The organism is Deltaproteobacteria bacterium (assembly GCA_016183235.1).
In the GTDB taxonomy this organism is placed as follows: domain Bacteria; phylum UBA10199; class UBA10199; order DSSB01; family JACPFA01; genus JACPFA01.
Map to the genome: position 1 here is coordinate 1 of JACPFA010000015.1, position 22,746 is coordinate 22,746.

Sequence of the window (22,746 nt, forward strand, 5' to 3'; positions counted from 1 at the left end):
GTGCCTCAATCTTCCCCTGCCAATGCCGCTCCCTCGCCTCACGCTTATTGATGTCTGCCATTCATCACCTCCTGGTTATGGCAGATCTTTTATATCATTTCCTTACCGCTTGTAAGATGGACTTGCTTGATCGCTTACGAACTTTCTTCATTCTTTTAATAGCAACTGCTCGTTCTCGGAGGGGTATTTTTTGTCCCTGCTTTTTATAAGCATGCAATAAAATTTCAATGATTGCATAGCGGGGTTGGTTTGGCATGAGAGAAGTTAAAAGCAATCAGCATGACTTATTTCAGTCATTCTGATTAATGCCTCGGTCAACTAGTAGACGGCCTTATCATCTAACTCTGATTGTTCAATAGGGATATTATTGAGATTGTTTTTTTCGAGTAATACCTTAATCTTCTGGTAAAAGTTTGGCTCGAGTCCTGGTGCAATATAGATACGTTGAATTAATCTAGAACAATCAACAGGAACGAAAATACCCTCATCTGGAATTCTAACACCAAATTCCTCAGCTGTGCGAAGTGAGATAACTGCACGCACTTCTGATTCATATGCAAAACTTCTTTTTTTGCAAAAGAAACGATCCAACATGCTGGAGGATGGCAACGGTTCTTTTCTGTAATCTAGATACTGAACTTTGCCTATCCATATAATTTCATCGTCATATTCAGGTTGCAATCGATATGGTTTAAGTGCTGAAAAAAATCGGCTGATAGTCGTTTGTAACGCAATTCCCTTTTCCTGTTGTAAGTATATTTTCCACATGGCATCAGACTCGTGTTCACTTAGATGCCAGCAATTGATCTTAGTAAGTCCACGAAGTTTCTCAAATGCAATTGATTTTTGCGAAATATAGTGAAGCTGGTCTAATTGAAGCTTAGACATTTCTTGTTTCCAAATTTGCTGATCGGGCTGTGTAATTGAGCCTTCAAAAGTATCTGTAAATTCTTTAGCAGAAGCAAAGTAAAGAGTCTTTTTTTGAATAAGAGATTCAAACTTTGGAAAATCAATATAACGCCACAACTTACTGTTACGTTTTTTTGGCAGTGGGGAAAAATCTGATTTTCTAATAAATGACATATGGTTGTTAATTCGTAATGTACTATTTGAGCAGTAATCTAATACATAGAGACACTCCTAAGCTGCTTCATCAACAACTCTATAATTAGGAAACATGATAACCGCAGGGTGTACTTTGAGAGCTTTGGCCAGTACGAGGGCGCGGTCTCTTCCGATTTGTTGTCGTCCGGACTCCATGCTGGAAATATTAGCTTGAGTCATGCCCGTTTTCTCGGCTAGCTTGCTTTGCGTAAATTCCTGTAAATTACGGAGGGTGGCCAGCATTTCACCTGGGGTCATCGATACAGGGTCTTGTGCCGAAACAAAATCTTTTTTGTTAATCTTTTTCATAAAATCCCCTTTCTTTAATAGGTGTGAGGGTTCACTTCCATTACATACACCGTTAATTGCTCGTGATCGGCCTTATAAATCACGCGCCATTGCTTGTTCAGTCTAGAGGAGCGAAATCCCTTCCATTCTCCCTTAAGTGCTTCATCATGAAAGCCTTTGATGAACCGGAGTCCTTGGTTTCCTTCCAGTTCCACAATTCGTTTCCAAGCGAGGTAGTTCTTTTGAATCTCAAAAGGAACTTTCTTGAGAGTTTTAACTACTTCCTTGTGTTCTAAAATAGTATACATTTAATATAGTAAATATTCAATAGAGTAAATAAGTCAACAAATGTTTTTGGAGGATAAAGAATTCAGAAGTCCAACGAATGGCTGGAGAAAAGCTACAAATGAAAAAGCCTAACTATTTTAAATTGTCTGGCTTTTTTTGCGTCCCCAGCGATGCAATTATCGAACATTGCCTCTAAATCCGTAATTCTCGATACCTACTTCGAATGGGATATTCCTAAACGCTCGTAATTGGCAGGTTGTGACAAAATGTCACGACCTCATTTTCTTTTATCTTAGCCCTAACTCACAGCAGAGCGGATCAAACTCCTCTTTGAAATACCCCTTCAGTACTCGATCGTTTTGAGTGACTCGATGTGTTTTTGCCCAATCGGCATAGCCATCAGCGGCGGAGGGACCACTACAGTACACCACTCTGGCCGGGCTTGCTGCGATCGGGTTCCAAATATGGTCATCATGTGGCCGAACTTGAACACCAATTACCACAATAGTTTTGGCTGATGAAGCCAGCGCACTCCATCGATTGCGTTGTCCTTCAATAAACGAATGCTCTGCGGTTGTGCGCTTCTGAGGCTCAAAGTAGCTCATGACAGGAGGAAATGCACCTTGAGTGATTCGAGCCCCATGCCGATGTGGATCTGCAACTACGCTCATTGTGCCATCTGTTCGTACATCATATCCACTAAACACCACAGCCCCTGATTGACCACGAGCAGAATCACAAAAAAGATGGCAGCAACCGTGTGGTAAACATAATTCGATCGCATGACGAACAGCCGGAGGGGATACGATAAAGGGTTGAACATCAGCATGCATAAGAGACAACTCGAGGAGTCGCTCATAATTGAGCGTACAAATTGCCCCTGCCCATTTGCGAGCCGCTATCCGATTAGCCAGTGCCACGTAGAGGTTCGATTGGTTTGGATAAAATGCAAAGAAGTATGCGGCCATTGCCCTTTGCAAGGGCGCGAGACTTTGCTGTGATACAGACTGCATGGCATTTTCGAAATCAGTTCTGAAATGTTGAGCAAGCTCTCCGGTGATTGCGCCCCAACCATCAGGGTTGAAACGACACAAAGCGTCGAACAATTCATTACCCAACGGTGGAACATCCAAAGTGTCAGAGCCATGACTCGCTCCTGCACCAAGAAGTAGTACCGTATCCATCATCTGCTCCATTCTACGACTATTTGAATTTAGTAAAATCTTTATATTGCTGGAGTTATTGGAACCACGATCTTAGTCGAATCACTTGTAAAAACCATCAAGCAATAAGTTTCTTTTTCAGATGTAGAGTTTTCGTTAACTAACTTATCAAAATTTATTTTTACGATTGATACTGCTTGTGCCCACATTCCTGCTTTTAATGGATTAGAGGCTACATCCGCTTCATGCTTTGCTTTAAGTATAACTGGACTGTGTGATATTATTTCCAAGATATTTCTCAGGAAGTCTATCCAAGATTGATAGCCATCAACTATGGCCGGCGACATTTTAGTTTGAACCAAAAAGTTCCTGATTTGTTCACGAAACTTTGTCATTAATGATGAGGATATCTTTTTTATAACTTGATCTGTGTCACTGTCTTTAACGGCATTCAAAGCTGTATTGATACTTGCTACTAGAAAGGAACCAGTTGAAGATTTACTAATTTCTGCATGAAGTGCCCAATCGCAGAATAACTTTACGTAATCAAAGCTAGAAGTGTCATTAATGATTTCAAGTTGTTTACGAATAAGTGATAATAAATATGAATACTCAGCTTCTGACATTGCTTCTTTTTCTAGAAGCCCTTTAATTTTGTTTTGGCCAGTGTTCATTTTTAAAACGTACCATCATTGTTAAAGAGGAGATCCAAAGTCTCTTTAATCATTTTTCTGAGATTGATAAAATTCTCTCCCATAAGAAGGAAAAATAAACACTATGAATGTTTTGCTTCCTTCGTCATGAAATTGGTTACTCAGGGGACCGACATCTGAGCGGTTCAATCTTTGAGACAAATGTATTCTGGTTTAGTGAGCTGCTACTTGCGACTTACTTTTTCGGCGCAAGGGCCTTTTTTCCCTTCACCGATTTCGAATTCAACCTTGTCATCTTTGGCGATTGGGCCATTCACTATGGCTGAAGAATGGACAAAGAGATCTTTGCCACCATTGTCAGGTGTGATAAATCCAAAACCCTTATCCTCATTAAAAAACTTTACTGTACCTGTTTCCACTATTACCTCCTTATGGTTAAGCTGCTCATCACATGAACAACATTGCGTCCCCTACGGGATTCGAACCCATGTATCCACCGTGAAAGGGTGGTGTCCTAGGCCTCTAGACGAAGGGGACAAATTTCTGTGAGTCAGCTGGGATTCGAACCCAGGACACCTGCCTTAAAAGGGCAGTGCTCTACCGACTGAGCTACTGACTCTACTAGTCACATAAAAAAAGGCCCCAGTTCTTAACAAAGCTTAAAGCCTTATGTCAATGGAAGCCTTGTAAATTCACAACGTAAAAACAATGGCTTAGAATATCTACAAGAGTGTACTAGAGAGTGATGCCATGAATGAATTCGGAGCTAGTCTCCATAAAAGCTACGTTGTGTCGACTTAATCATTGCCCTGATTTCTTGACAATTATCACAAAATAAACTGCATACGGTCATTTATTCTTTCCCACTTTCCCAATAATGGAATTTTTCTTTCTTTATGACGGAGGAGGTAAATATCTAATAAATATAGTATTATTTTAAATAAACAAATTATTTTATAATTTATTCATTTTTTTCTTTACATTGAATAAATAATTTTATAATGTGCCTACTATCAATTGGACCAAGGGGCACACGGACCAAGATATGGAGGTCTATCATGAAAGCCCCTAACCTCAGAAAAATACTTTTCAGTACTTTTCTTCTCAGCAGTCTAACTTTAAGTTTCTTAAGCGGATGCGGTGGCGCTGCAGCGCCTGGCCCCGGTGGTGGTGCACCAGATGCCGATTTAGATGCAATAGCTGATGCATCCGATAATTGCCCCAGCATTGCTAACCCTGATCAAGCCGATTTAGATGGCGATGGTTTGGGTAATGTCTGTGATACTGATGCCGATGGCGATGGTGTTTTAGCTACTGCCGGAGATTGTAATGATCTCGATGCAACGGTTAACCCTGGTGCAAGCGATTTTCCCGATTCATTGCTAGTTGATAGCAACTGCGATGGCTTAGATGGCACGATGACTGCTGCCCTTTGGGTGTCGATGACCGAAGGTAACGATGCTACCGGTGATGGTAGCATTAATAATCCTTACAAAACTATTCAAAAAGGTATCGACGAAGCCGTGCTTGATCCTACAAAGGATGTGTATGTGGTGCAAGGCTCTTATCCCCATGTTGTGAACCTGGTTATGCGTGGAGTTCGCGTGTATGGTGGTTTTGGTGCCTATGACGGAACAACTCGGCCTCGCGATCCCGATGCCTTAGTTTCAAATATTAACGGTGCAGCATTTTTAGGTCTGGTTGTTTTCACTAACCCTGAAACAGGCCATGAATCAGTATTGGCCGGTTTTAGAATTGAATCTGCGGCCGGCGCTGCAGTGGTGAAGGGTAGCCCAACCATTGAAGATAACGAATTCGTGGTGCCAGGTGGTTCGAGTTCCATTCGTTATGCCATTGCGGTTTACCCCTTCCCGGCGGGAGCAAATACCGAACCCATTATTACCAATAATAAAATTACCGTAGGTCCCAATGCCGATGCTACGGGCGTCAACGTGGGTATCATCATGTTTAACGGTGTTGATGGGTTCCATATTAAGCCTACCATTCAAAACAACGATATCTCGGTTGATACTGCTAATAATATTGTTGTTGGAATTATGGGATGGGGCAATACGGTGCTCGCTCAAGCCTCCTTTACGGTCACCGGTAATAAGGTGCAGGTGAAGGCTAGTAACTATTCAATAGGCGTCTTATTAGGTGTAAAAACGGTGGGTGGTGCTTTATCCAGCGCGTTTTATACTCAAGCAACTGTCGCTCGTAATACCGTCTTGGGTGATCGTGTCACTCCTTCTACTACCATGGCAACGGGCATTGGGTTTAATAAAAATACCGGTAGCCCCGCCATGGCCCAAAATAACATGGTTGTTGCAGGTAAGGGAACGGTTAGTATTGGGATGATGACCTTGTCGTCAGATCTTAATGCTTACAACAATACGCTTGCTACGAGTGCAGCGGCATCTGTCCAGCTTCCTGTTTATGCCGTGGGATCAGACCCAGCTGATATTACCGATGTGCGAGTGATCAATAATATTCTGACTTCGTTAGATGCTATTGGCCCAACCGACATAGGGATTTATGCTGCCGGTGGTGCCATGATTCAGGTGTTAGATGTCAATAACAACCTATTCCACGAAGATTTTACAAAATATTTCTTTGATGGAGTAACCACCATTGGTTCGATCACTGATCTGAATGCCTTGGCATTTGCGATTGATAACATTGAAGATGTTCCAGAATTTGCCAATGTGGGTGCGTTAGATCTTCACTTGGCAAGTTCCAGTAGCCCTGGAGTTGATGACGGTGCTGATTTAAGCGATGTCACCGACGATATCGATGGACAAGCTAGAACCGCGGGTAGTTATGATATTGGTGCAGACGAAGTGCTTTAAAAAGCCTAACGGTTAATCGATTGCTAGCTTATGGAAGAAGAGCCCCTGGGTCAAAAACCCAGGGGCTTTTTTTGTTCCTCCGTCATCTGGGGAGCGTCCGGTGTGTACCCACATTTTCTAGGAACATGTATTTTATTTATCATAAAATGTACAAGTTTAGAATTTTTATAATATAAAAAAACTAATAAATTCAATATATTATAAAATAAGTACAAAAATTTTAACATAATTCACAACTCCAAAGTCAAAGGGAGGCGATAATCTTGGTGTGGGGCACGCCATGAGCCTTTGAGGAGATAAGTCATGAAGCCCCGATTTAAAAATAAACTCTTTAATCTATTCTTTTATTTTTCCTTTATTTCAATCTTAGCTTGGACGGGTTGCGGTGGAGCAGCCAGTGGCCCCGGTGGGCCTGGAGGTCCTGGTGGGCCTGGAGGTCCTGGTGGTCCTGGTAGTCCGAGTGATACCGATGCCGACGGAGTCGTTGATGCTAGTGACAATTGCCCTGCAGTAGCCAATGCCGATCAGGCTAATCTTGATGGTGATTCCATGGGTGATTCCTGTGACGATGATGCTGATGGTGATGGGATTGGAGCTATGTCCAGTGATTGTAACGATTTAAATGCCAGTGCCTTTCCCGGTGCCTCCGATCTTCCTGACAACAACCTTGCCGACACCAACTGTGATGGCATCGATGGTAATTTAACGAATGCCCTGTGGGTGGCAGCCGATGGTAATGACGTAACCGGCGATGGGTCTATTTCAAATCCCTACCAAACCCTACAAAAGGGTGTGGATGAAGCGGTATTAGATCCCACCAAAGATGTCTACGTCGCAGGTGGAACTTATCCCCAAGTTACTAACGTTTTAATGCGCGGGGTTCGTATGTATGGTGGTTTTGGCCCACTTTCAGGCAGCCTGCGCGAACGCAATCCTCAAACCTTTGTTTCTTTGGTGAATGGAACTGCCTTTTTAGGCTTAATTGCCCTAACAACTTCAGAGACAGGTCATGATTCAGTCATAAGTGGTTTTCGCACCGAAACAACCAATGGTGTAGGTGGTTTTGTGATTGTGAATGGTTCTCCTACGATTGAATACAATGCAATTAGTTTAGCGGGTCATGCGGGCGACTCATCTTATGGGATGGTCTTGTATGGGGTTACCCCTGGTAGCCATGCCCCGCAAGTTTTGCATAATACCATTGAGGTGGGCAATGTTACAGGGCCAGGTGCAGGTGCCTTTGGGATCATTGGTTTGGCTATACCAGGTACTAGTTACGAACTAACCCTCGAAGATAATACCATTACCGTGGGTTCAGGTACTGTGGCTAGTGTTGGCGTGATGCTTTATGGTGGTGACCCTACGACCCAAATCTCTTTAGATATGGAAGCCAACCGCGTGCAAATCGCCAGTGCCAGTGTTTATTCTGTAGGATTAGCCTTAGGTGTGCAGTTTAGCGGTGGGGTTCTAAGCCCAGATCAATATTTTAATTCTGCCCGCGTGGTTCGCAATACCTTTACGGGTGATAGCGTTAATCCTTCGCTTGTCACAGTATCCGTGTTGCTCAATGCCGGTAGCAACAGTACTGAAACCCTTATTGCAAATAATTTCTTGGTGAGCGGTTTGGCGAGCCTAGCGAGTTATGGAGTATATGCCCAAGATCTATTGCTGGATATCATCAATAACACTCTGGTGGCGAATAGTACGGCGATAACTCGTGCTATTCAGGTGTCGGACCCCGCCGGCGGTGATGCCAGCGAAGTGGCGATTATCAATAATATCATCACTTCAGCCCAAGCAGCCTTGACTCCAGTGACAGTGGGGATTCATCGTGGCGATGCTAATACCACGATCACCGATCTGCGTAATAACCTGATTCGTTCCGATTTTGTTGTGTTGTATTATGCTGCCATGCCAGCACTGACGGTCACAACTCTGGCGGATCTTAATGCCTTGCCCATGGCGAGCGATAACCTCGTTGATCTTCCCCAATTCGTTAGCGCAACCAATTATCATTTGGCCAACGCTTCAAGCCCAGGGGTTGATGATGGTATGAATGTAACTGGGATTACCAACGATATCGACGGTAATACTCGGGCCTCCGGTAGCTTTGATATAGGTGCCGATGAGTTTGTGCCCTGATGAATTGAAAAATTTCCCCTCTCCTAAACAAGCATGCAGCCCCCGATGGTTAATAAAATCATCGGGGGTTGGTGCATGTTGGTCTTACTAACAAGTCATCTGTATAGGCTACAGCTTGCTTCGGCTTATGGGCTGCGAGCGCGTCAGATTTCGCAAAAAGTCCTCGACGTACCTTAGGGTACGCCTGCGGGCTTTTTGCTCATCTTCCTTCTCTCGCCACATAATCCTCGCAATCTGTAGCCTATACAGAGGACTTATGCCATACAATGAGTGCCCCAACTAAAAGCCAAGACATTCAACCGCAAATCCTTCAATCTGTTCTTTACGGCCCGGCACGGGCAAAGATTTTGAACGTTGCTTTGCAGTTAGATCTTTTTTCTCTGATTCATCACAATCAAACCACCCTTGATAAATTAACCAAACAATTAAATTTGCCACTGCGTTCGGCGCGGTTTTTGTTAGATGCCCTGGTGGGCATGGGCCTGCTGCAAAAATTAAAATCTCAATATAAACTAGGCCACGAAGCAGCGACCTTTTTAGTTCGTGGAGAATCAAGATATATTGGTGCTTACCTGTTGGGGGTGAGTCAATTTCAAGATAAGTGGGACGGTTTAAGCGATTGCCTAAAAAGTGGGAAACCTGTTACCGCAGCCATTACCCCTGAGGCGCAAACCCTCTTTTTTCAAGAATTGGCCAAGGCCCTCTTTAGTGTGAATTATTTATCGGCTGTTCATTTAGCTAAAAAGTTAGGGCTAGGAAAAACCATTAAAGCACCAAGAATTCTCGATGTGGCCTGTGGGGCCGCTCCCTGGAGCATTGCCTGTGCCTTGGCCGATACTGGGTGCCAAATTGTGGCCATGGATTTGCCGGGGGTTTTGCAAGTGGCCCAAGAACAGGTGCAAAAATTTCGTTTAGGTAAACAGTTTCAATTTTTAGGCGGCGATCTCAAAGAATTTAATTTTGGGGTAGAGGCCTTCGACTTAATCATCTTAGGCCACATTTGTCATGGGGTAGGCGAGGCAGAAACCCGTCGTTTGTTAAAGAAGGCCTATGACGCATTAAAAGTGGGCGGCAAAATTATTGTGGCAGAATTTTTGGTTAACGACCTTCGCACCGCACCCGAAGTGAACTTACTTTTTGCCATGAACATGCTGCTTTCCACCGAACAGGGCGATGTTTTTTCGATCAAAGATTTCAAACGTTGGTTGGGCATGGTGGGGTTCAAAAAAACGACCAGCCTTAATTTGCTCCACCCAACCCAAGGGGTGGTTGCGACTAAGTGATTCATGAAATGGCCTAAACGCAAGAGCACTTAGCAGGCCAAAGGAAAAATAACCTTATCGTAAGATTTTAGATAAAGCTGTGATTATGAAAAGAGAAATTCAATCCGTTAGACGAGATTTGAGTCACTATTTATTTCATTGGACAAGACGCACTCAACAAAAGCCTGCCAGTGATATTCTAATGGAAATTTTGGAACAGAAGATACTCAAAGGTTCAAACAATTATATAAGAGGATCTTGTGGAGAATCTCATAAATGTGTTTGTTTTACTGAAACACCTGTTTCTGAATTCGTTTCATTGTTTAAATTTGTATTGCGCAATCGAGATAAACCGAATGCAGAACTTTTACGATATGAACCCTATGGCATTGCGGTAAAAAAAGAATGGCTTTTTAAACAGGATGGTCGTCCTGTTATTTATCAAACCAATGCAGAGTATGAGAAACTGCCATCCGATTTGCAGTGGAGACATTGCAAATATGATCCTTAAAAAAATCATGATTTTACATGGGAGCGTGAATGGAGAATTCAAACAGATGAGTTGAAATTAGATTTCGAAAACATACTGGTTATTGTGCCGACTACTGATCTTGCTTTTGAAATCATGAAACAATATGCAGAGCAAGTTGGTCATTTTGACGAGCATGGTGGCTCCGATGATGCTGACATAAAGCCTGTTGTGCTAGCCGTATCTTTGGAGATTTTTGGTCTTCAGTGGGAATGGAACGAGTTCGACAGATGAATATACGGGACACCAGATTTCTTTATTGGTTGGGTTTAGGACGGCTTATCGATCCCGAGACAGGCAATCCAAATACGCTAGAAGGGCTGTAAAAAGCATTAGAAGATGAAAAATCGAAGCTTACAATAGGTTGTTGCGATTAAATGAACAAAACACTTATAGTTCAAAACCAGCAAATCAGTATCATTTTAGGGGATAAAGCCGATTATATATCGCTTACAGACATCGCGCGCTCTAAAAATAGGGATGAGCCTAAGGATATTATTAAAAACTGGATGCGATCCAAAAGTACCATCGAGTTTTTGGGTATTTGGGAACAAATCAACAATCCTGATTTCAAAGGGGTCGAATTCGACGCCTTTAAAAATGAGGCGGGAAGTAATGCCTTTGTACTTTCTCCTCAAAAATGGATTGAAGCTACCCATGCTATTGGAATCGTTTCAAAATCTGGTCGTTATGGTGGGGGAACTTATGCCCATAGAGATATTGCCTTTGAATTTGCTTCTTGGATTAGCGCAGAATTTAAACTGTATCTCATTAAAGAATTCCAGCGGTTAAAGTTTGAAGAAAATGAAAGGCTTGCTTTAGGCTGGGACTTCAAACGTACTCTTGCGAAGGTGAATTATAGGGTTCATACCGATGCCATTAAAAATCATCTGGTCCCTCCGAAGATTTCTAAAGCTTCCGAACAAATTATTTATGCCAATGAGGCTGATGTTTTGAATGTTGCTTTATTTGGCATGACCGCAAAAGACTGGCGCAATCAGAATAAAGGGAAAGCAGGAAATATTCGTGATTATTCAACCGTGGAGCAACTCGTTGTTCTCTCTAATCTCGAAACCTTACTAACAAGTCCGTGGTGTGTCTAACAGATTGCGAGGATTTTGAGCCGAGACAAGGAAGATGAGCGAAAAGCCCGGAGGCGTACCCATAGGTACGTCGAGGACTTTTCGTGAAATCTGACGCAGTCGCAGGCCAAAAGGGCAAGGACTTATACAGTCAGAAAGACTCGAACGTCTTAATGAAATTGCCATTATCCAAATGAGATCTTTGCTTGGACATCCCACCCTTAAGAAGGTAGAACAAAATTTCATGTCTGTGAAAAATGAGTCATCAAAAATAACAAAAAAATAATATAGTATTGAATAAACTAAAAAGACTACAGCAATTCTCGCAACTTAACTTTAGGCAAAAGAATTTGAATGTCGAGTTCTTTGCCAGAGAGGTCTTTGACTTGTTCGGTGGTGAGGGGGCTTATATTTTCTAAATACAATAAAGGTTCAAGATCTTCTAAAGTGAATTCGCGTGAAATTTTAGTGATGGTAACGGGGATGGGATGCTTTTCGCCTGCTTGCTCAAAATAAACTTGGCCGGTCTGATTTTTCTTTAAGTAACGAATTTTATTAAGAGGCACAATACTCACAAAGATCCAATGGGTCGGGTCTTTTTGGCGCAAGACTTTGCCTTGTAGATATAAAGTTGGTTGTACCGTTGAGCGGTACAATAACACGATAAAGACAACCAAGCTGATTAAGCAAGTGAGTGCCAGTAGTGAGGCTAACAGCGTTTTATTGCCGATTTTCAACTTCATAAACATTAATGGGTTGAGAAGAAAGTTTTGCTCGAACTGCTTGTAAGAGCGCCTCAACCGATTTCTCCGTTAGGTCTAGTAAATGGGTGTGTGAGCTGGTCAGGGTGAGGTAGAGGGAGTGATCTTCTAAATGAAAAGGGGTTGATTGAATTATTTTCTTAACCCGTTCAATAACAATCGTGCCACCTTCTAAATTTGTTTCGGGCATCAAAAGCGCAAATTCGCCTGGTTTTAAACAAACCACTTCATCACAAACCCTCACATTTTTGATTAATAAATTTAGAATATTTTGACAAAGTTCAAGGGCAGATTGTTGGTATTGATCTTGTAAAAAATCAAACCCCACAACAGTGAAGAGGCCAAAGCACAAGTCGCGCTGATACCGATTGCAGCGGGTGACCTCGCGCTCGAGTTGTTCCATAAAATGTCGAACATTGCCAAACTTCTCTTGGTAATAATGAAAGAATGCGCCTTGTCGATCTACCAATTCATCAAACTTCCCAAACTCGCTTAGCCTTCCGGCACTGAAATACAAAACAGTATCACAAGTGCGTAATACTTCGATCTCTGGGTTTAAATAAATTGTCATACGGTCTTGGGCTATTTCTTTGAGTAAGCCCTTCATATTTTTATAATCGGTTTCTTCTAATGAAACATCATGTTTAATAATTACGATGCTTGGGTTCTGTAGTAAAATTTTGGCCAAGTTCAACCTGAATTCAGTTGATAGGTCTAGCTTGATTCCGGTATCACCCAGTGGAGTAGATAAACCTTGAGGTAAGTTTTCTAACCATTTTTCTAGCCCAACCTTGGCAAGGGCAAGGCTTGCTTCGGTGGAGGTTGGAGTTATTTTAGGAGTCGTTAGATTTTTCAGCAATGTTGCATTGAACACTTTCATTTCGTCTAATAAAATTCCGAAATGAGAACGTAGCGATCGAATAGATAGTTTGTGCGCTTGAGTACCATGAATGAAAACCAGATTTTCTTCTAAAGGGAGTTGATGAATCAAGGTTTGAATCCACTCCCACGATAATTCTTTGTTTTCATCAACGATGGCCAAATGGGCTTTGGGGAGGATGGCCGGCTTGCTTGAGTTTGTGTTTTCATGGTGGGGGAAAATCATAACTGCATTATTAGCGGCCTCGCTTAAGTTGTCTGTAGCGGTTGTTAAATTGAGAATCTTACGGATAGAATCAACACTGCGATGCAGGCCTCGAATTTGACGAAATGAAAAGCGTAAATGATTTAAAGGTGATTGAATCAAAACGAAATTAAGAAAAAAGAAACTAGCCTGTCCCAAAGAAGTATCCCCCAATACCAATTTGTAACCCAAAAAAAAGCTAACCAACCCCACCCAGACTTTAACAATAATCGATTCACCAATGGCTTTGATGCCACTTAAGAACCGCAAACGAATCGAAAGCATGAGCCGATTCGACAAACTTTGTTTAAGTTGATCAAGGGATTGATGTTCGGAATTAGAGCCCAGCACATCGAGATGAGTTTCGGCATAGTGGCGCAAACTTTTTAATTGATTGGTAAAGAGAGGTTTTTCTAGAAGATAAATGGGGATACCAAAAAACACAATGAGCGATAAATTGCGATCGACATAAAACAAAATAATGCAAATTAAAGCGAGTTGAAAGCAATGGCCTGTGGATCGAACCAATTGATTAGGTAAGGTGGAGGCGAGCTGTACGTCATGTTCTAAAGAATCACTAATCGATTGAACATATTTTTGATAATTTTGCAGGCGAGATAAAACCAGTAGTTTGTCAAAAAGCAAAACCGACAATTTAAGGCCGGCCTTTTCTTCCAACATCGTTTCAAAATAATCTAAACAACTTCCTAAAATAAGCATGAGCACCAATAAAAAAATGCAAGCGTAGAGTAGCGGTAAATAAAGGTTGAGCGCCCCATAAGGCACAATGATATCTAAGAAGAATTTAGCGACCAGTGGGAGCAGCAGCAGGGTAATCCCATGCCCAAATTCACCAAGCAATTGTAGCGTGCGCACCACGCCATCGCTTAAAAATAAAGTTTTGAAAACCGAGAATTTAGGAGCTAAGGGTTGAGCCACCACCTATCAAGTTCCCATATCTCAAAACCCAGAGCAACCAAAGATTTAATTGCTGGGGTCCACAACCCTGTATATGCACTTGATGCCACCGTTGTCATTCCCGCGAAAGCGGGAATCCAGAAGTGTTTGAAAAGACTGGATCCCTGCCGGAGTTCACCCCTGCGTAGGCAGGGGTGAACTCCGGCAGGGGCAGGGGTGACAAGAAAAAGTGAGTGGTGTCAAGTGCATATGTGCATATGTGGGCCTTAGAATTTTAAGGGCTCGAAATAACTATTCTTTTTTCTTATTTGGCCCTCGCGGGGTTGGCAAATCAAAAACAGCCGCTCAATTTGTATTTGCAGAGAAGAGCAAAAAAGAAAAGTGGGGGAAGTATGAGTGTGCCCCTGGCAATATGCCCTTGAAGAGTTGAGGTTACCATTTTGACGGGCTTGATCTCGATTTTTCCTATATATCATCCTATAATAGTCAAAAAATACAATTATAGGATGATTATCCTATTTACTTTTCCTCCTATCATGTTATTTTAATCACATTATAGGAGGATCCTTATGTCGCCCCTCTCTCACCTCGTAGGCAGAAAATATGAACTGGGCTTGCTTCAGCGTGAATATGAAAAAACGTCTTCCAGTTTGATTGTGCTCTACGGTCGAAGAAGAATAGGGAAGACCCGTCTCATCACTGAATTCTATGAGGGTAAACATCTGTGGAAATTTGATGGTGTTGAAGGATTAACCAAACCCGCACAGATCAAGGCCCAGCTCAGCCAACTCTCCACCCTCAGACAGGACAAACTTTATGCATTAGTCGATTGCAAAAATTGGGTGGAGTTTTTCAAGATTCTCAACAACGCAATCCTCAAGTCCCCCCACAAACATCGCATGACCCTCTTTTTCGACGAACTCCCTTACATAGCCGGGCGTCAATCGGAACTCATCGCAGCCCTCAAATGGGCCTGGGATAATCTTTGGCAGGATAAACCCGATTTTACTCTTGTGCTCTGTGGATCCATCGCTTCCTTCATGATCAAAAAAGTCGTCCAATCCTCTGCCCTCTATGGGCGTATTTCCCTGGAGATTTGTCTCAAAGCACTTTCAATGCTGGAGGTTTCAGATTTTTTTGGAAAGAAAAAATCGATAAGAGAAATTCTAAATCTTTACATGTTTTGTGGAGGAGTCCCCGAATACCTGCGTCAAATGGACCCCAAAGAATCGATTGCTCAAAATATTGCAAGGCTTGCCTTCTGTAAAGATGGTTACTTTGTGGGTGAGTTTGCACGTTTGTTTAAAGACGTTTTTGCAGAAGAGGCCATTTACAAAAAAATTATTCAATGCCTCGCTCAATACAAAAACCTTAAGGTCCCTGAACTCACCCAAAGGCTCGGAGTATCGGCGGGGGGAGGTTTTGTTGAATACCTAGGCAACCTTGAATCGGCGGGTTTTATCAAGAGTGTTATTCCCTGGAATAGTCCTCCAGAAAGCAAATTAAAACGTTATCGCCTAAACGACGAATACCTTCTTTTTTATTTTAAATTCATTCATCCTAATTTAAGAAAAATTCAGGAAAATACCAACCCACAATCTGCCTTCTCCTATTTAAACTCAAGAGTCTATAATATCTGGGCCGGCTTTGCCTTCGAAAGACTTTGCTTAAAACATGCCTCTTTGATTATGCAGCATCTCCAGATTGACCAACTCGTGAAAGATTATGGGGCTTATTTTGACCGAGCGAATAACAACAAAGAGGGGGTACAAATTGATCTCCTTTTTCTAAGGCACGATCCCGTCGTGACCCTTTGTGAAATCAAATACCATCAAGGGCTTATAGGAAAATGGATCATCCCTGAACTTGAAAAGAAAGTAGTACTTTTGGAAGAACCCAAAAAAACGATTGAGAGGGTTTTAATCACAACCGAAGGGATCACCGAGGATCTAAAAGACAGCCAATATTTCTCTCGTGTACTGTTGGCGGATGAGATTTTTGGGTAGGCAAAAATTCCACCCTCGTCGATGCTTGATTGTATCTTGACATTCATGCTAGGGAAGAGCCCCTTTAATAGATAGGAGTTTTGTTATGCCCATGAACGCAACCCAATTACGCCCCGGAATGATCATCGTGTGGGAAGGCCAGTTGTGCCAAGTGATGAAATGCCAGCATCGCACTCCCGGCAATTTACGTGCTTTTATGCAAGCCACGCTTCGCAATTTAAAAGTGGGCAATCAATACGAAGTACGTTTTTCTCCCAGTGATTCTTTAGAAGAAGTGCGTTTAGACGAACGGCCTATGCAATATTTATATGCAGAAGGCGATCAATGGGTTTTTATGGATACCCAAAATTATGAGCAGATCCATCTTTCCAAAGAACTTTTAAAAGATGTGGCGATGATGATTTTGCCAGACTCGGTGGTTAAAGTGACCTTTCATGAAGGCAAGGCCTTTGGGGTCAATCTTCCTAAAACGGTTGATTTAAAAGTTACCAGCACCGAGCCTTCAATTAAGGGCGCTACGGCCTCGGCTTCTTATAAACCGGCCACTTTAGAAACAGGATTAGTCGTTAAAGTCCCTCCTTTTATTCAAGAAGGGGAAATCATTCGGGTTGATACAGACACGAAGGAATATCTCGAACGAGCTAAAAGTTAAATGTAAGTTCGGTTGCAAAATCTCCTAAAACTTCTTATCTATAGAATAGGTAACTCTCAAGGGGCATGTTGAAAGACGCGCTTTCTGTCATCCCTGCCCCTGCCTACGCAGGGGTAAACTCCGGCAGGGATCCAGTAATTTCAAATGGTTCTGGATTCCCGCTTTCGCGGGAATGACATTTTTCAATAAGTCCTTAAGGGGTTTCTATTCGATCATGCAGAATAATAAAGACTTCTATAAAATATTAGGTGTGTCGCCACAGGCAAGCCAGCCCGAGCTTAAAAAGGCCTACCGTGAGTTGGTTAAAAAATACCATCCCGATCTAACCAAGGGCGATAAAGAAAAAGAAGAAAAGTTTAAAGAAATATCAGCGGCCTATGATGTGTTAGGCGATGAAAAAAAACGCAAAGAATATGATTTGATGCGCAGCAATCCCTTTGCCGGCGGTGGTGGTTTTGATTTTAATCAGAATTGGGGTGGGGCAGGTGGCCGAAAAAGAGGGCAGGCAGATTGGGGCCCTTTTGAATATTCAACTTATACGGGACAGGGAGGGGCTAATGGTGAAGACTTGGGGGATATTTTTGGCGAAATCTTCGGCAACATGCGTGGGCCTGGTTCAGCAGGGCGGCGATCCTCTCAACGACAAACGGGCGCTGATTTACACCATAAGCTTAATATTGATTTTATGGATGCGTTACGCGGCACGACCATCAAAGTCGCTTTACCTCATTTAGGCCGTACCGAAAAACTCAATGTCAAAATTCCGCCAGGGGTTGATACAAGTTCCAAGGTGAGGGTGGCAGGTAAAGGCCAACCTGGGCTGCATGGGGGCTCGCCGGGGGATCTCTACATTGAAATCGAGGTGGGGAGTCATCCTTATTTTAAGCGAAGAGGCGATGATTTATTCATTGATGCCCCTATTACTTTACAAGAAGCGATCGCAGGTGCAACGATTGAAATTCCTTCGCTGGATGGAAAAGTTAAAGTTAAAGTTCCACCCGGGGTGCAAAGTGGGCAGCAATTGCGTTTAAAAGGCAAGGGGGTTTATAACCCCAAATTAAAACAGACCGGCGATCAATATGTGGTGTTGCAAATTCATTTGCCCAAAGCTGTAGGTGAAAAAGGCAAAACCTTGTTAGAAGAATTAGAAAAGTTACACCCCTACCATCCACGCGAGAAGTTTTATCAATAAGAAATTTATAAAAAACGTGGGTGGAGATATCCTTGTTTTCAAACGCGCACCGTTCGCCCTACGGTGATCGTCTGTCATTGCGAACCCAGCGGGGTGAAGCAATCTCTTCTGTTTAAGCGATGGGATTGCCACGCCCGTTGGGCTCGCAATGACAGCATTTATATTGCCTTCGTGCGGGCTCTCTCCTGGTAATGTTTTCAAACAAGGATATCTCTGCCCACGTTTTTTATAAATTTCTGTAATTTAATCCGTTGACAGCCCCTCTTATACTTGGTTTAAACGGCACGTTATTATCAATCAAGGAGTGATTTATGTCAGGTCGATCTGTTATTGTTAGCGCAGCGCGTACTCCCATTGGGAGTTTTTTGGGAAGCCTTGCTTCTTTTTCAGCCCCACAACTGGGTGGGATTGCTATTAAAGAATGTCTTAAGCGAGCGGGCATTGAAGGAAGTTTAGTGCAAGAAGTGATTATGGGGAATGTGTTAACCGCGGCAGTTGGGCAATCGCCTGCCCGCCAAGCTATATTAGCTGCAGGCTTACCAAAAGAAACTGGCGCCTTAACGATTGGTAAAGTTTGTGGGTCGGGGTTAAAGGCCGTGATGTTGGCTGATCAAATGATCCGAAGTGGCGATCGTGAAGTGATTGTAGCCGGTGGGATGGAAAGCATGAGCCAGGCACCCTACGCTTTGCTTAAGGCCCGCGAAGGTTATCGCATGGGTAATGGCGAAATTATCGATACGATGGTAAAAGATGGCCTTTGGGATGTTTATAATAATTTTCACATGGGAAGTGCCGCTGAACTTTGTGCCGAGAAATATGGGATTACCAAAGCAGACCAAGATCAATTCGCAGTGCAAAGTTATTTGCGAGCCTTAGAGGCCACCAAGAATGGTCGATTTAAAGATGAAATTGTTGCTGTCCCAGTTCCCCAGAAAAAGGGCGACCCTATCTTGGTTTCCGAAGATGAAGAACCTAAACGTGGCAACACTGAAAAATTACCTCAAGTAAGGCCCGCCTTTAAAAAAGATGGTACGGTCACTGCAGGCAATGCCAGTAGTATTAATGATGGCGCGGCGGCATTGCTGGTGATGAGTGAAGCTAAAGCCTTGGGCTTAGGTTTAAAACCACTGGCTACTATTCTTGCCCATGAACAGGCCTCGATTGAACCAGAATGGTTTACGATAGCCCCGGCAGTAGCTATGGAAAAGGCCTTGGCCAAAGCGAGCTTGACGTCAGAACAAATTGATCTTTGGGAAGTCAACGAAGCCTTTGCGGTGGTGTCGTTGTTCAATAATCAAAAAATTAAAATTCCCAACGACAAAGTGAATGTAAATGGTGGCGCGGTGGCCTTAGGGCATCCGATTGGTGCCAGCGGGGCGCGCATTTTGGTGACGTTGCTCTATGAAATGCAACGTCGTAAGGCTAAACGCGGGTTGGCAAGTTTGTGCATTGGAGGAGGAGAGGGCGTCGCTTTAATTGTAGAGTTAAATTAGTATGGTTATGTCATCCCACGGCTTGACCGGGGGATCCAGTCGACCTGGATTGCCCGATCAAGTCGAGCAATGACGGTGTGAATGGAGTTAATATGACGATTAAAAAAATTGGTGTAGTAGGAATGGGAATTATGGGCAGTGGTATTGTGCAAGTGGTTGCCCAGAGCGGTTTTGCTGTCGTTGGGGTTGAACTCGACCAAGGGCGAGCCGACAAAGCCATTAGCAAGATTTCAGGAGGTCTAGCTAAGTTAGTTGAAAAGGGTAAGATCGAGGCAAAAATCAAAGATGCAACCTTGGCCAATATTCGTGGCACGGTTGATTTAACTCAAATGGGTGAATGCGATTTAGTCATCGATGCGATTACCGAAAATGTTCATAACAAGGTCGAATTATTTCGCAAACTTTCAAAAATTTGCCGCCCGGAGGTGGTGATAGCTTCTAACACTTCCAGCATTTCCATTACCAATTTAGCCAGCGTGACTGATCGTCCTGAAAAAGTTGTTGGGATGCATTTTTTTAATCCGGTTCCTGTGATGAAGCTGCTTGAGATTATTCGCGCCCGTCAAACCAGTGACGAAACTTATCAAACGGCCGTAGCCGTCGGTGAAAAGCTCGGTAAAAAAATGGTAACCGTGCAAGACTCGCCCGGGTTTATTGTAAATCGTTGTTTGATTCCTTTTCTTAATGAGGCCATCTATACATTAGCCGAAGGTGTGGGTACGCCCCAAGATATTGATAACGCCATTAAGCTGGGGTTAAACCACCCCATGGGGCCACTCGAATTAGCTGATTTTGTGGGCCTTGACACCACCTTGGCGGTGTTAGAAGTTTTTTATCAAGAATTTGGTGACCCTAAATATCGCCCCTGTCTGCTTTTGAAAAAATATGTCGAAGCCGGTTGGTTGGGTCGCAAAAGCGGAAGGGGATTTTATAATTATTCGTAAATAGTGTCATTGCGAGCGTCTGCGAAGCAATCTCACCGGTTAAACATAGAAGATTGCTTCACCCCTGAAGGGGTTCGCAATGACAGAATGGGAAAGATATGGAACCTAAAAACTTACTCATAGAAAAAAACCAGGGTGTTGCCTTGGTTAAAATCAATCGTCCGCAGGCGCTCAATGCCTTAAACCCTGAAGTATTGGGTGAATTACAATGTTTGTTCACCGGCTTAAGTAGCGATTCTGCCGTTAAGGTTATTATTCTGACCGGTAGTGGTGAAAAGGCCTTTGTGGCCGGGGCTGATATTACGGCTATGAAGACGATGAGTGCGTTAGAGGCCAAAAAGTTTTGTGACCTTGGCCATGAAACAATGCAGCTCATTGAAAACTGTCCCAAACCGGTGATCGCGGCAGTAAATGGTTTTGCCCTGGGTGGTGGCTTAGAATTGGCCCTAGCTTGTGATTTTATTTACGCTGCTGAGAATGCCAAATTGGGTTTACCCGAAGTAAACTTAGGTATCTTTCCAGGCTTTGGTGGCACCCAACGTTTGTCCCGGTTGATCGGAAAAAATAAAGCCAAAGAACTTATCTTTTCAGCACGCATGCTTTCAGCTCAAGAAGCCCTTAGCTGGGGAATCGTCAATAAAGTTGTGGCAGCGCCTGAGTTATTAGCCGAAACGCGCAAAGTTGCGGAAACTTTATTAACCAAAGGGCCAGTGGCCATTCGTCTGGCAAAGCAAGCCATCAACGAAGGGGCAGATTTAGATATTCAAAGCGGGTTAAATTTAGAGCGTGGGATTTTTCCCATGATTTTTGCGACTGCTGATCAAAAAGAAGGTGTGACGGCCTTTTTAGAAAAGCGCGCCGCCAATTTTAAAGGTAATTAGGTGTCATTGCGAGCTGCTTCTGTCATCCCCCGGCTTGATCCCCCGATCAAGTCGGGGGACGGGACCCATGATTGCGAGCGTGGCAATCTCACCGGTTAGACAGAAGAGATTGTTTCACCCCTGAAGGGGTTCGCAATAACAGAATAAAAAATATATGGATTTCCAATTAACCGAAGAACAAAAAATGATTCAGCAAATGGCCCGCGACTTTGCCCAGCGTGAAGTTGCACCGGTGGCCGCTAAGCTAGATGAATCCAGCACCTTCCCTGCCATGCATTTAAAAAAGATGGCTGAACTTGGCCTGATGGGCATGATGATTCCCACGGAGTGGGGTGGTTCAGGTCTCGATACTTTAAGTTATGTGTTGGCCTTAGAAGAAATTTCTGCCGCCTGCGCTTCAACCGCAGTGACCATGTCGGTAAATAATTCTTTGTATTGTGGGCCACTCTTAAAATTTGGAACTGAAGCCCAAAAACAAAAATATTTAAAACCTTTTGCCAGTGGTGAAAAGTTAGGCGCCTATTGTTTGTCAGAACCTGGTACGGGCTCTGATGCTGCGAATCAGCGTACGGTTGCTATGCTTAAAGGCGACAAATATATCCTCAATGGCACCAAGAATTTTATAACCAATGGCCCTCATGCCGATGCCATGGTGGTTTATGCCATGACCGACAAAGAAAAAAGGCATAAGGGGATTTCGTGTTTTATTGTTGAGAAAAATTTCTTAGGCTTTTCGATTGGAAAGATTGAAAATAAATTGGGAATCCGCGCCTCGTCAACGTCTGAAATCGTGTTAGAAAATTGTGAAGTTCCAAAAGAAAATTTATTGAGTGGTGAGGGGCAAGGCTTCGTCGTGGCGATGAACACACTTGACGCTGGCCGTATTGGTATTGGCACTCAAGCCTTAGGGATTGCGCGAGCCGCCTTTGAAGCTGCCCGAAAATATTCCATTGAGCGCGAGGCCTTTGGCAAAAAGATTGCCGAATTTGGTTCTATTCAAGATTATTTGGCCGATATGAATACGAAAATCGATGCAGCGCGCTTACTCATTCATCGTGCCGCCTGGATGAAAGATCAGGGTGTGGCTTTTTCTAAACAAGCGGCGATGGGCAAACTCTTTGCCTCAGAGGCTGCCATGTGGATTACTACCAAGGCCATTCAAGTGTTTGGTGGTTATGGCTATATGAAAGATTATCCCGTCGAACGTTTATTCCGCGATGCCAAAATCACTGAAATTTACGAGGGCACCTCTGAGATTCAGCGCCTGGTGATTGCCCGAAATCTCTTAAAAGAAATTTCCTAATGGGGACCTCTAAAAATGACCCATCTGCTGCGTTGCCCACAAAGCCGCGATCCTCACGTATTTTCATATACGCTCCGGTCGCGTCTTTGCGGGCGCCTTGCATCTGGGCCCTT

The 22,746-nt window shown here is 43.3% G+C and carries 21 protein-coding genes and 2 tRNA genes; 13 read left to right on the plus strand and 10 right to left on the minus strand.

Annotated elements, in window-relative coordinates:
• Positions 1-318 precede the first annotated feature (318 nt).
• The 8 genes from HYU97_03290 to HYU97_03325 form a co-directional block, all read right to left on the minus strand.
• Positions 319-1,083: a DUF2971 domain-containing protein gene (locus tag HYU97_03290; protein ID MBI2335771.1), complete on the minus strand. Its 765-nt coding sequence runs from the start codon at positions 1,081-1,083 to the stop codon at positions 319-321.
• A 57-nt stretch (positions 1,084-1,140) separates the two neighbouring features.
• Positions 1,141-1,413 (minus strand): helix-turn-helix transcriptional regulator, encoded by a 273-nt coding sequence (locus tag HYU97_03295; protein MBI2335772.1) that lies wholly within the window; start codon positions 1,411-1,413, stop codon positions 1,141-1,143.
• A gap of 14 nt (positions 1,414-1,427) precedes the next feature.
• Positions 1,428-1,700 carry a type II toxin-antitoxin system mRNA interferase toxin, RelE/StbE family gene (locus HYU97_03300; protein ID MBI2335773.1) on the minus strand — a complete coding sequence of 91 codons (273 nt, stop codon included), beginning with the start codon at positions 1,698-1,700 and terminating at the stop codon, positions 1,428-1,430.
• 267 nt (positions 1,701-1,967) lie between these two features.
• Positions 1,968-2,867 (minus strand): hypothetical protein, encoded by a 900-nt coding sequence (locus HYU97_03305; GenBank protein ID MBI2335774.1) that lies wholly within the window; start codon positions 2,865-2,867, stop codon positions 1,968-1,970.
• Between the two features lie 38 nt (positions 2,868-2,905).
• Positions 2,906-3,517, minus strand: a complete 612-nt coding sequence (locus HYU97_03310) for a hypothetical protein (protein ID MBI2335775.1) — start codon at positions 3,515-3,517, stop codon at positions 2,906-2,908.
• A 203-nt stretch (positions 3,518-3,720) separates the two neighbouring features.
• Positions 3,721-3,915 carry a cold-shock protein gene (locus tag HYU97_03315; GenBank protein MBI2335776.1) on the minus strand — a complete coding sequence of 65 codons (195 nt, stop codon included), beginning with the start codon at positions 3,913-3,915 and terminating at the stop codon, positions 3,721-3,723.
• Between the two features lie 45 nt (positions 3,916-3,960).
• Positions 3,961-4,033: transfer RNA gene (locus tag HYU97_03320), tRNA-Glu, on the minus strand.
• A gap of 9 nt (positions 4,034-4,042) precedes the next feature.
• Positions 4,043-4,115 (minus strand) — tRNA-Lys (locus tag HYU97_03325).
• A gap of 382 nt (positions 4,116-4,497) precedes the next feature.
• Here HYU97_03325 and HYU97_03330 point away from each other — a divergent pair.
• The 6 genes from HYU97_03330 (at position 4,498) to HYU97_03355 (ending at position 11,381) form a co-directional block, all read left to right on the plus strand.
• Entirely contained in the window at positions 4,498-6,345 is a 1,848-nt protein-coding gene (locus HYU97_03330) for a thrombospondin type 3 repeat-containing protein (protein ID MBI2335777.1), read from the plus strand.
• A 303-nt stretch (positions 6,346-6,648) separates the two neighbouring features.
• The gene (locus HYU97_03335; protein MBI2335778.1) at positions 6,649-8,487 is read left to right on the plus strand and encodes a thrombospondin type 3 repeat-containing protein; all 1,839 of its coding nucleotides are present in this window, start codon (positions 6,649-6,651) and stop codon (positions 8,485-8,487) included.
• A 266-nt stretch (positions 8,488-8,753) separates the two neighbouring features.
• Entirely contained in the window at positions 8,754-9,770 is a 1,017-nt protein-coding gene (locus HYU97_03340; protein ID MBI2335779.1) for a methyltransferase domain-containing protein, read from the plus strand.
• An 85-nt stretch (positions 9,771-9,855) separates the two neighbouring features.
• The gene (locus tag HYU97_03345) at positions 9,856-10,260 is read left to right on the plus strand and encodes a hypothetical protein (protein MBI2335780.1); all 405 of its coding nucleotides are present in this window, start codon (positions 9,856-9,858) and stop codon (positions 10,258-10,260) included.
• A gap of 51 nt (positions 10,261-10,311) precedes the next feature.
• Positions 10,312-10,512 carry a hypothetical protein gene (locus HYU97_03350; GenBank protein MBI2335781.1) on the plus strand — a complete coding sequence of 67 codons (201 nt, stop codon included), beginning with the start codon at positions 10,312-10,314 and terminating at the stop codon, positions 10,510-10,512.
• A 143-nt stretch (positions 10,513-10,655) separates the two neighbouring features.
• Positions 10,656-11,381: a KilA-N domain-containing protein gene (locus HYU97_03355; protein MBI2335782.1), complete on the plus strand. Its 726-nt coding sequence runs from the start codon at positions 10,656-10,658 to the stop codon at positions 11,379-11,381.
• 290 nt (positions 11,382-11,671) lie between these two features.
• Here the strand turns inward: HYU97_03355 and HYU97_03360 are convergent, their stop codons facing one another.
• Positions 11,672-12,103, minus strand: a complete 432-nt coding sequence (locus HYU97_03360; GenBank protein MBI2335783.1) for a hypothetical protein — start codon at positions 12,101-12,103, stop codon at positions 11,672-11,674.
• Entirely contained in the window at positions 12,081-14,183 is a 2,103-nt protein-coding gene (locus HYU97_03365; protein MBI2335784.1) for a diguanylate cyclase, read from the minus strand. Before HYU97_03365 ends, HYU97_03360 begins: the two co-directional genes overlap by 23 nt.
• 548 nt (positions 14,184-14,731) lie before the next feature.
• On the opposite strand from HYU97_03365, the gene HYU97_03370 reads away from it, so the two are divergent.
• The 7 genes from HYU97_03370 (at position 14,732) to HYU97_03400 (ending at position 22,633) form a co-directional block, all read left to right on the plus strand.
• Complete coding sequence (locus HYU97_03370; protein ID MBI2335785.1) at positions 14,732-16,168, plus strand: hypothetical protein; 1,437 nt, start codon at positions 14,732-14,734, stop codon at positions 16,166-16,168.
• Positions 16,169-16,253: 85 nt separating this feature from the next.
• Positions 16,254-16,820, plus strand: a complete 567-nt coding sequence (efp, locus tag HYU97_03375) for an elongation factor P (GenBank protein MBI2335786.1) — start codon at positions 16,254-16,256, stop codon at positions 16,818-16,820.
• A gap of 214 nt (positions 16,821-17,034) precedes the next feature.
• Positions 17,035-18,012 (plus strand): DnaJ domain-containing protein, encoded by a 978-nt coding sequence (locus tag HYU97_03380; GenBank protein MBI2335787.1) that lies wholly within the window; start codon positions 17,035-17,037, stop codon positions 18,010-18,012.
• A 311-nt stretch (positions 18,013-18,323) separates the two neighbouring features.
• Positions 18,324-19,505: an acetyl-CoA C-acetyltransferase gene (locus tag HYU97_03385; protein ID MBI2335788.1), complete on the plus strand. Its 1,182-nt coding sequence runs from the start codon at positions 18,324-18,326 to the stop codon at positions 19,503-19,505.
• A gap of 98 nt (positions 19,506-19,603) precedes the next feature.
• Positions 19,604-20,449: a 3-hydroxybutyryl-CoA dehydrogenase gene (locus HYU97_03390; protein MBI2335789.1), complete on the plus strand. Its 846-nt coding sequence runs from the start codon at positions 19,604-19,606 to the stop codon at positions 20,447-20,449.
• Positions 20,450-20,547: 98 nt separating this feature from the next.
• Positions 20,548-21,330, plus strand: a complete 783-nt coding sequence (locus tag HYU97_03395) for an enoyl-CoA hydratase/isomerase family protein (GenBank protein MBI2335790.1) — start codon at positions 20,548-20,550, stop codon at positions 21,328-21,330.
• A 154-nt stretch (positions 21,331-21,484) separates the two neighbouring features.
• Entirely contained in the window at positions 21,485-22,633 is a 1,149-nt protein-coding gene (locus tag HYU97_03400; protein ID MBI2335791.1) for an acyl-CoA dehydrogenase, read from the plus strand.
• The last annotated feature ends 113 nt before the right edge of the window (positions 22,634-22,746 follow it).

What these genes read in the sequence shown, in the direction of transcription:
- HYU97_03290 (MBI2335771.1), bottom strand. Translation starts at nt 1,083, where the DNA reads ATGTCATTTATTAGAAAATCAGATTTTTCCCCACTGCCAAAAAAACGT.
- HYU97_03295 (MBI2335772.1), bottom strand. Translation starts at nt 1,413, where the DNA reads ATGAAAAAGATTAACAAAAAAGATTTTGTTTCGGCACAAGACCCTGTA.
- HYU97_03300 (MBI2335773.1), bottom strand. Translation starts at nt 1,700, where the DNA reads ATGTATACTATTTTAGAACACAAGGAAGTAGTTAAAACTCTCAAGAAA.
- HYU97_03305 (MBI2335774.1), bottom strand. Translation starts at nt 2,867, where the DNA reads ATGATGGATACGGTACTACTTCTTGGTGCAGGAGCGAGTCATGGCTCT.
- HYU97_03310 (MBI2335775.1), bottom strand. Translation starts at nt 3,517, where the DNA reads ATGAACACTGGCCAAAACAAAATTAAAGGGCTTCTAGAAAAAGAAGCA.
- HYU97_03330 (MBI2335777.1), top strand. Translation starts at nt 4,498, where the DNA reads ATGTGCCTACTATCAATTGGACCAAGGGGCACACGGACCAAGATATGG.
- HYU97_03335 (MBI2335778.1), top strand. Translation starts at nt 6,649, where the DNA reads ATGAAGCCCCGATTTAAAAATAAACTCTTTAATCTATTCTTTTATTTT.
- HYU97_03340 (MBI2335779.1), top strand. Translation starts at nt 8,754, where the DNA reads ATGAGTGCCCCAACTAAAAGCCAAGACATTCAACCGCAAATCCTTCAA.
- HYU97_03345 (MBI2335780.1), top strand. Translation starts at nt 9,856, where the DNA reads ATGAAAAGAGAAATTCAATCCGTTAGACGAGATTTGAGTCACTATTTA.
- HYU97_03355 (MBI2335782.1), top strand. Translation starts at nt 10,656, where the DNA reads ATGAACAAAACACTTATAGTTCAAAACCAGCAAATCAGTATCATTTTA.
- HYU97_03360 (MBI2335783.1), bottom strand. Translation starts at nt 12,103, where the DNA reads ATGAAGTTGAAAATCGGCAATAAAACGCTGTTAGCCTCACTACTGGCA.
- HYU97_03370 (MBI2335785.1), top strand. Translation starts at nt 14,732, where the DNA reads ATGTCGCCCCTCTCTCACCTCGTAGGCAGAAAATATGAACTGGGCTTG.
- efp (MBI2335786.1), top strand. Translation starts at nt 16,254, where the DNA reads ATGCCCATGAACGCAACCCAATTACGCCCCGGAATGATCATCGTGTGG.
- HYU97_03380 (MBI2335787.1), top strand. Translation starts at nt 17,035, where the DNA reads ATGCAGAATAATAAAGACTTCTATAAAATATTAGGTGTGTCGCCACAG.
- HYU97_03385 (MBI2335788.1), top strand. Translation starts at nt 18,324, where the DNA reads ATGTCAGGTCGATCTGTTATTGTTAGCGCAGCGCGTACTCCCATTGGG.
- HYU97_03395 (MBI2335790.1), top strand. Translation starts at nt 20,548, where the DNA reads ATGGAACCTAAAAACTTACTCATAGAAAAAAACCAGGGTGTTGCCTTG.
- HYU97_03400 (MBI2335791.1), top strand. Translation starts at nt 21,485, where the DNA reads ATGGATTTCCAATTAACCGAAGAACAAAAAATGATTCAGCAAATGGCC.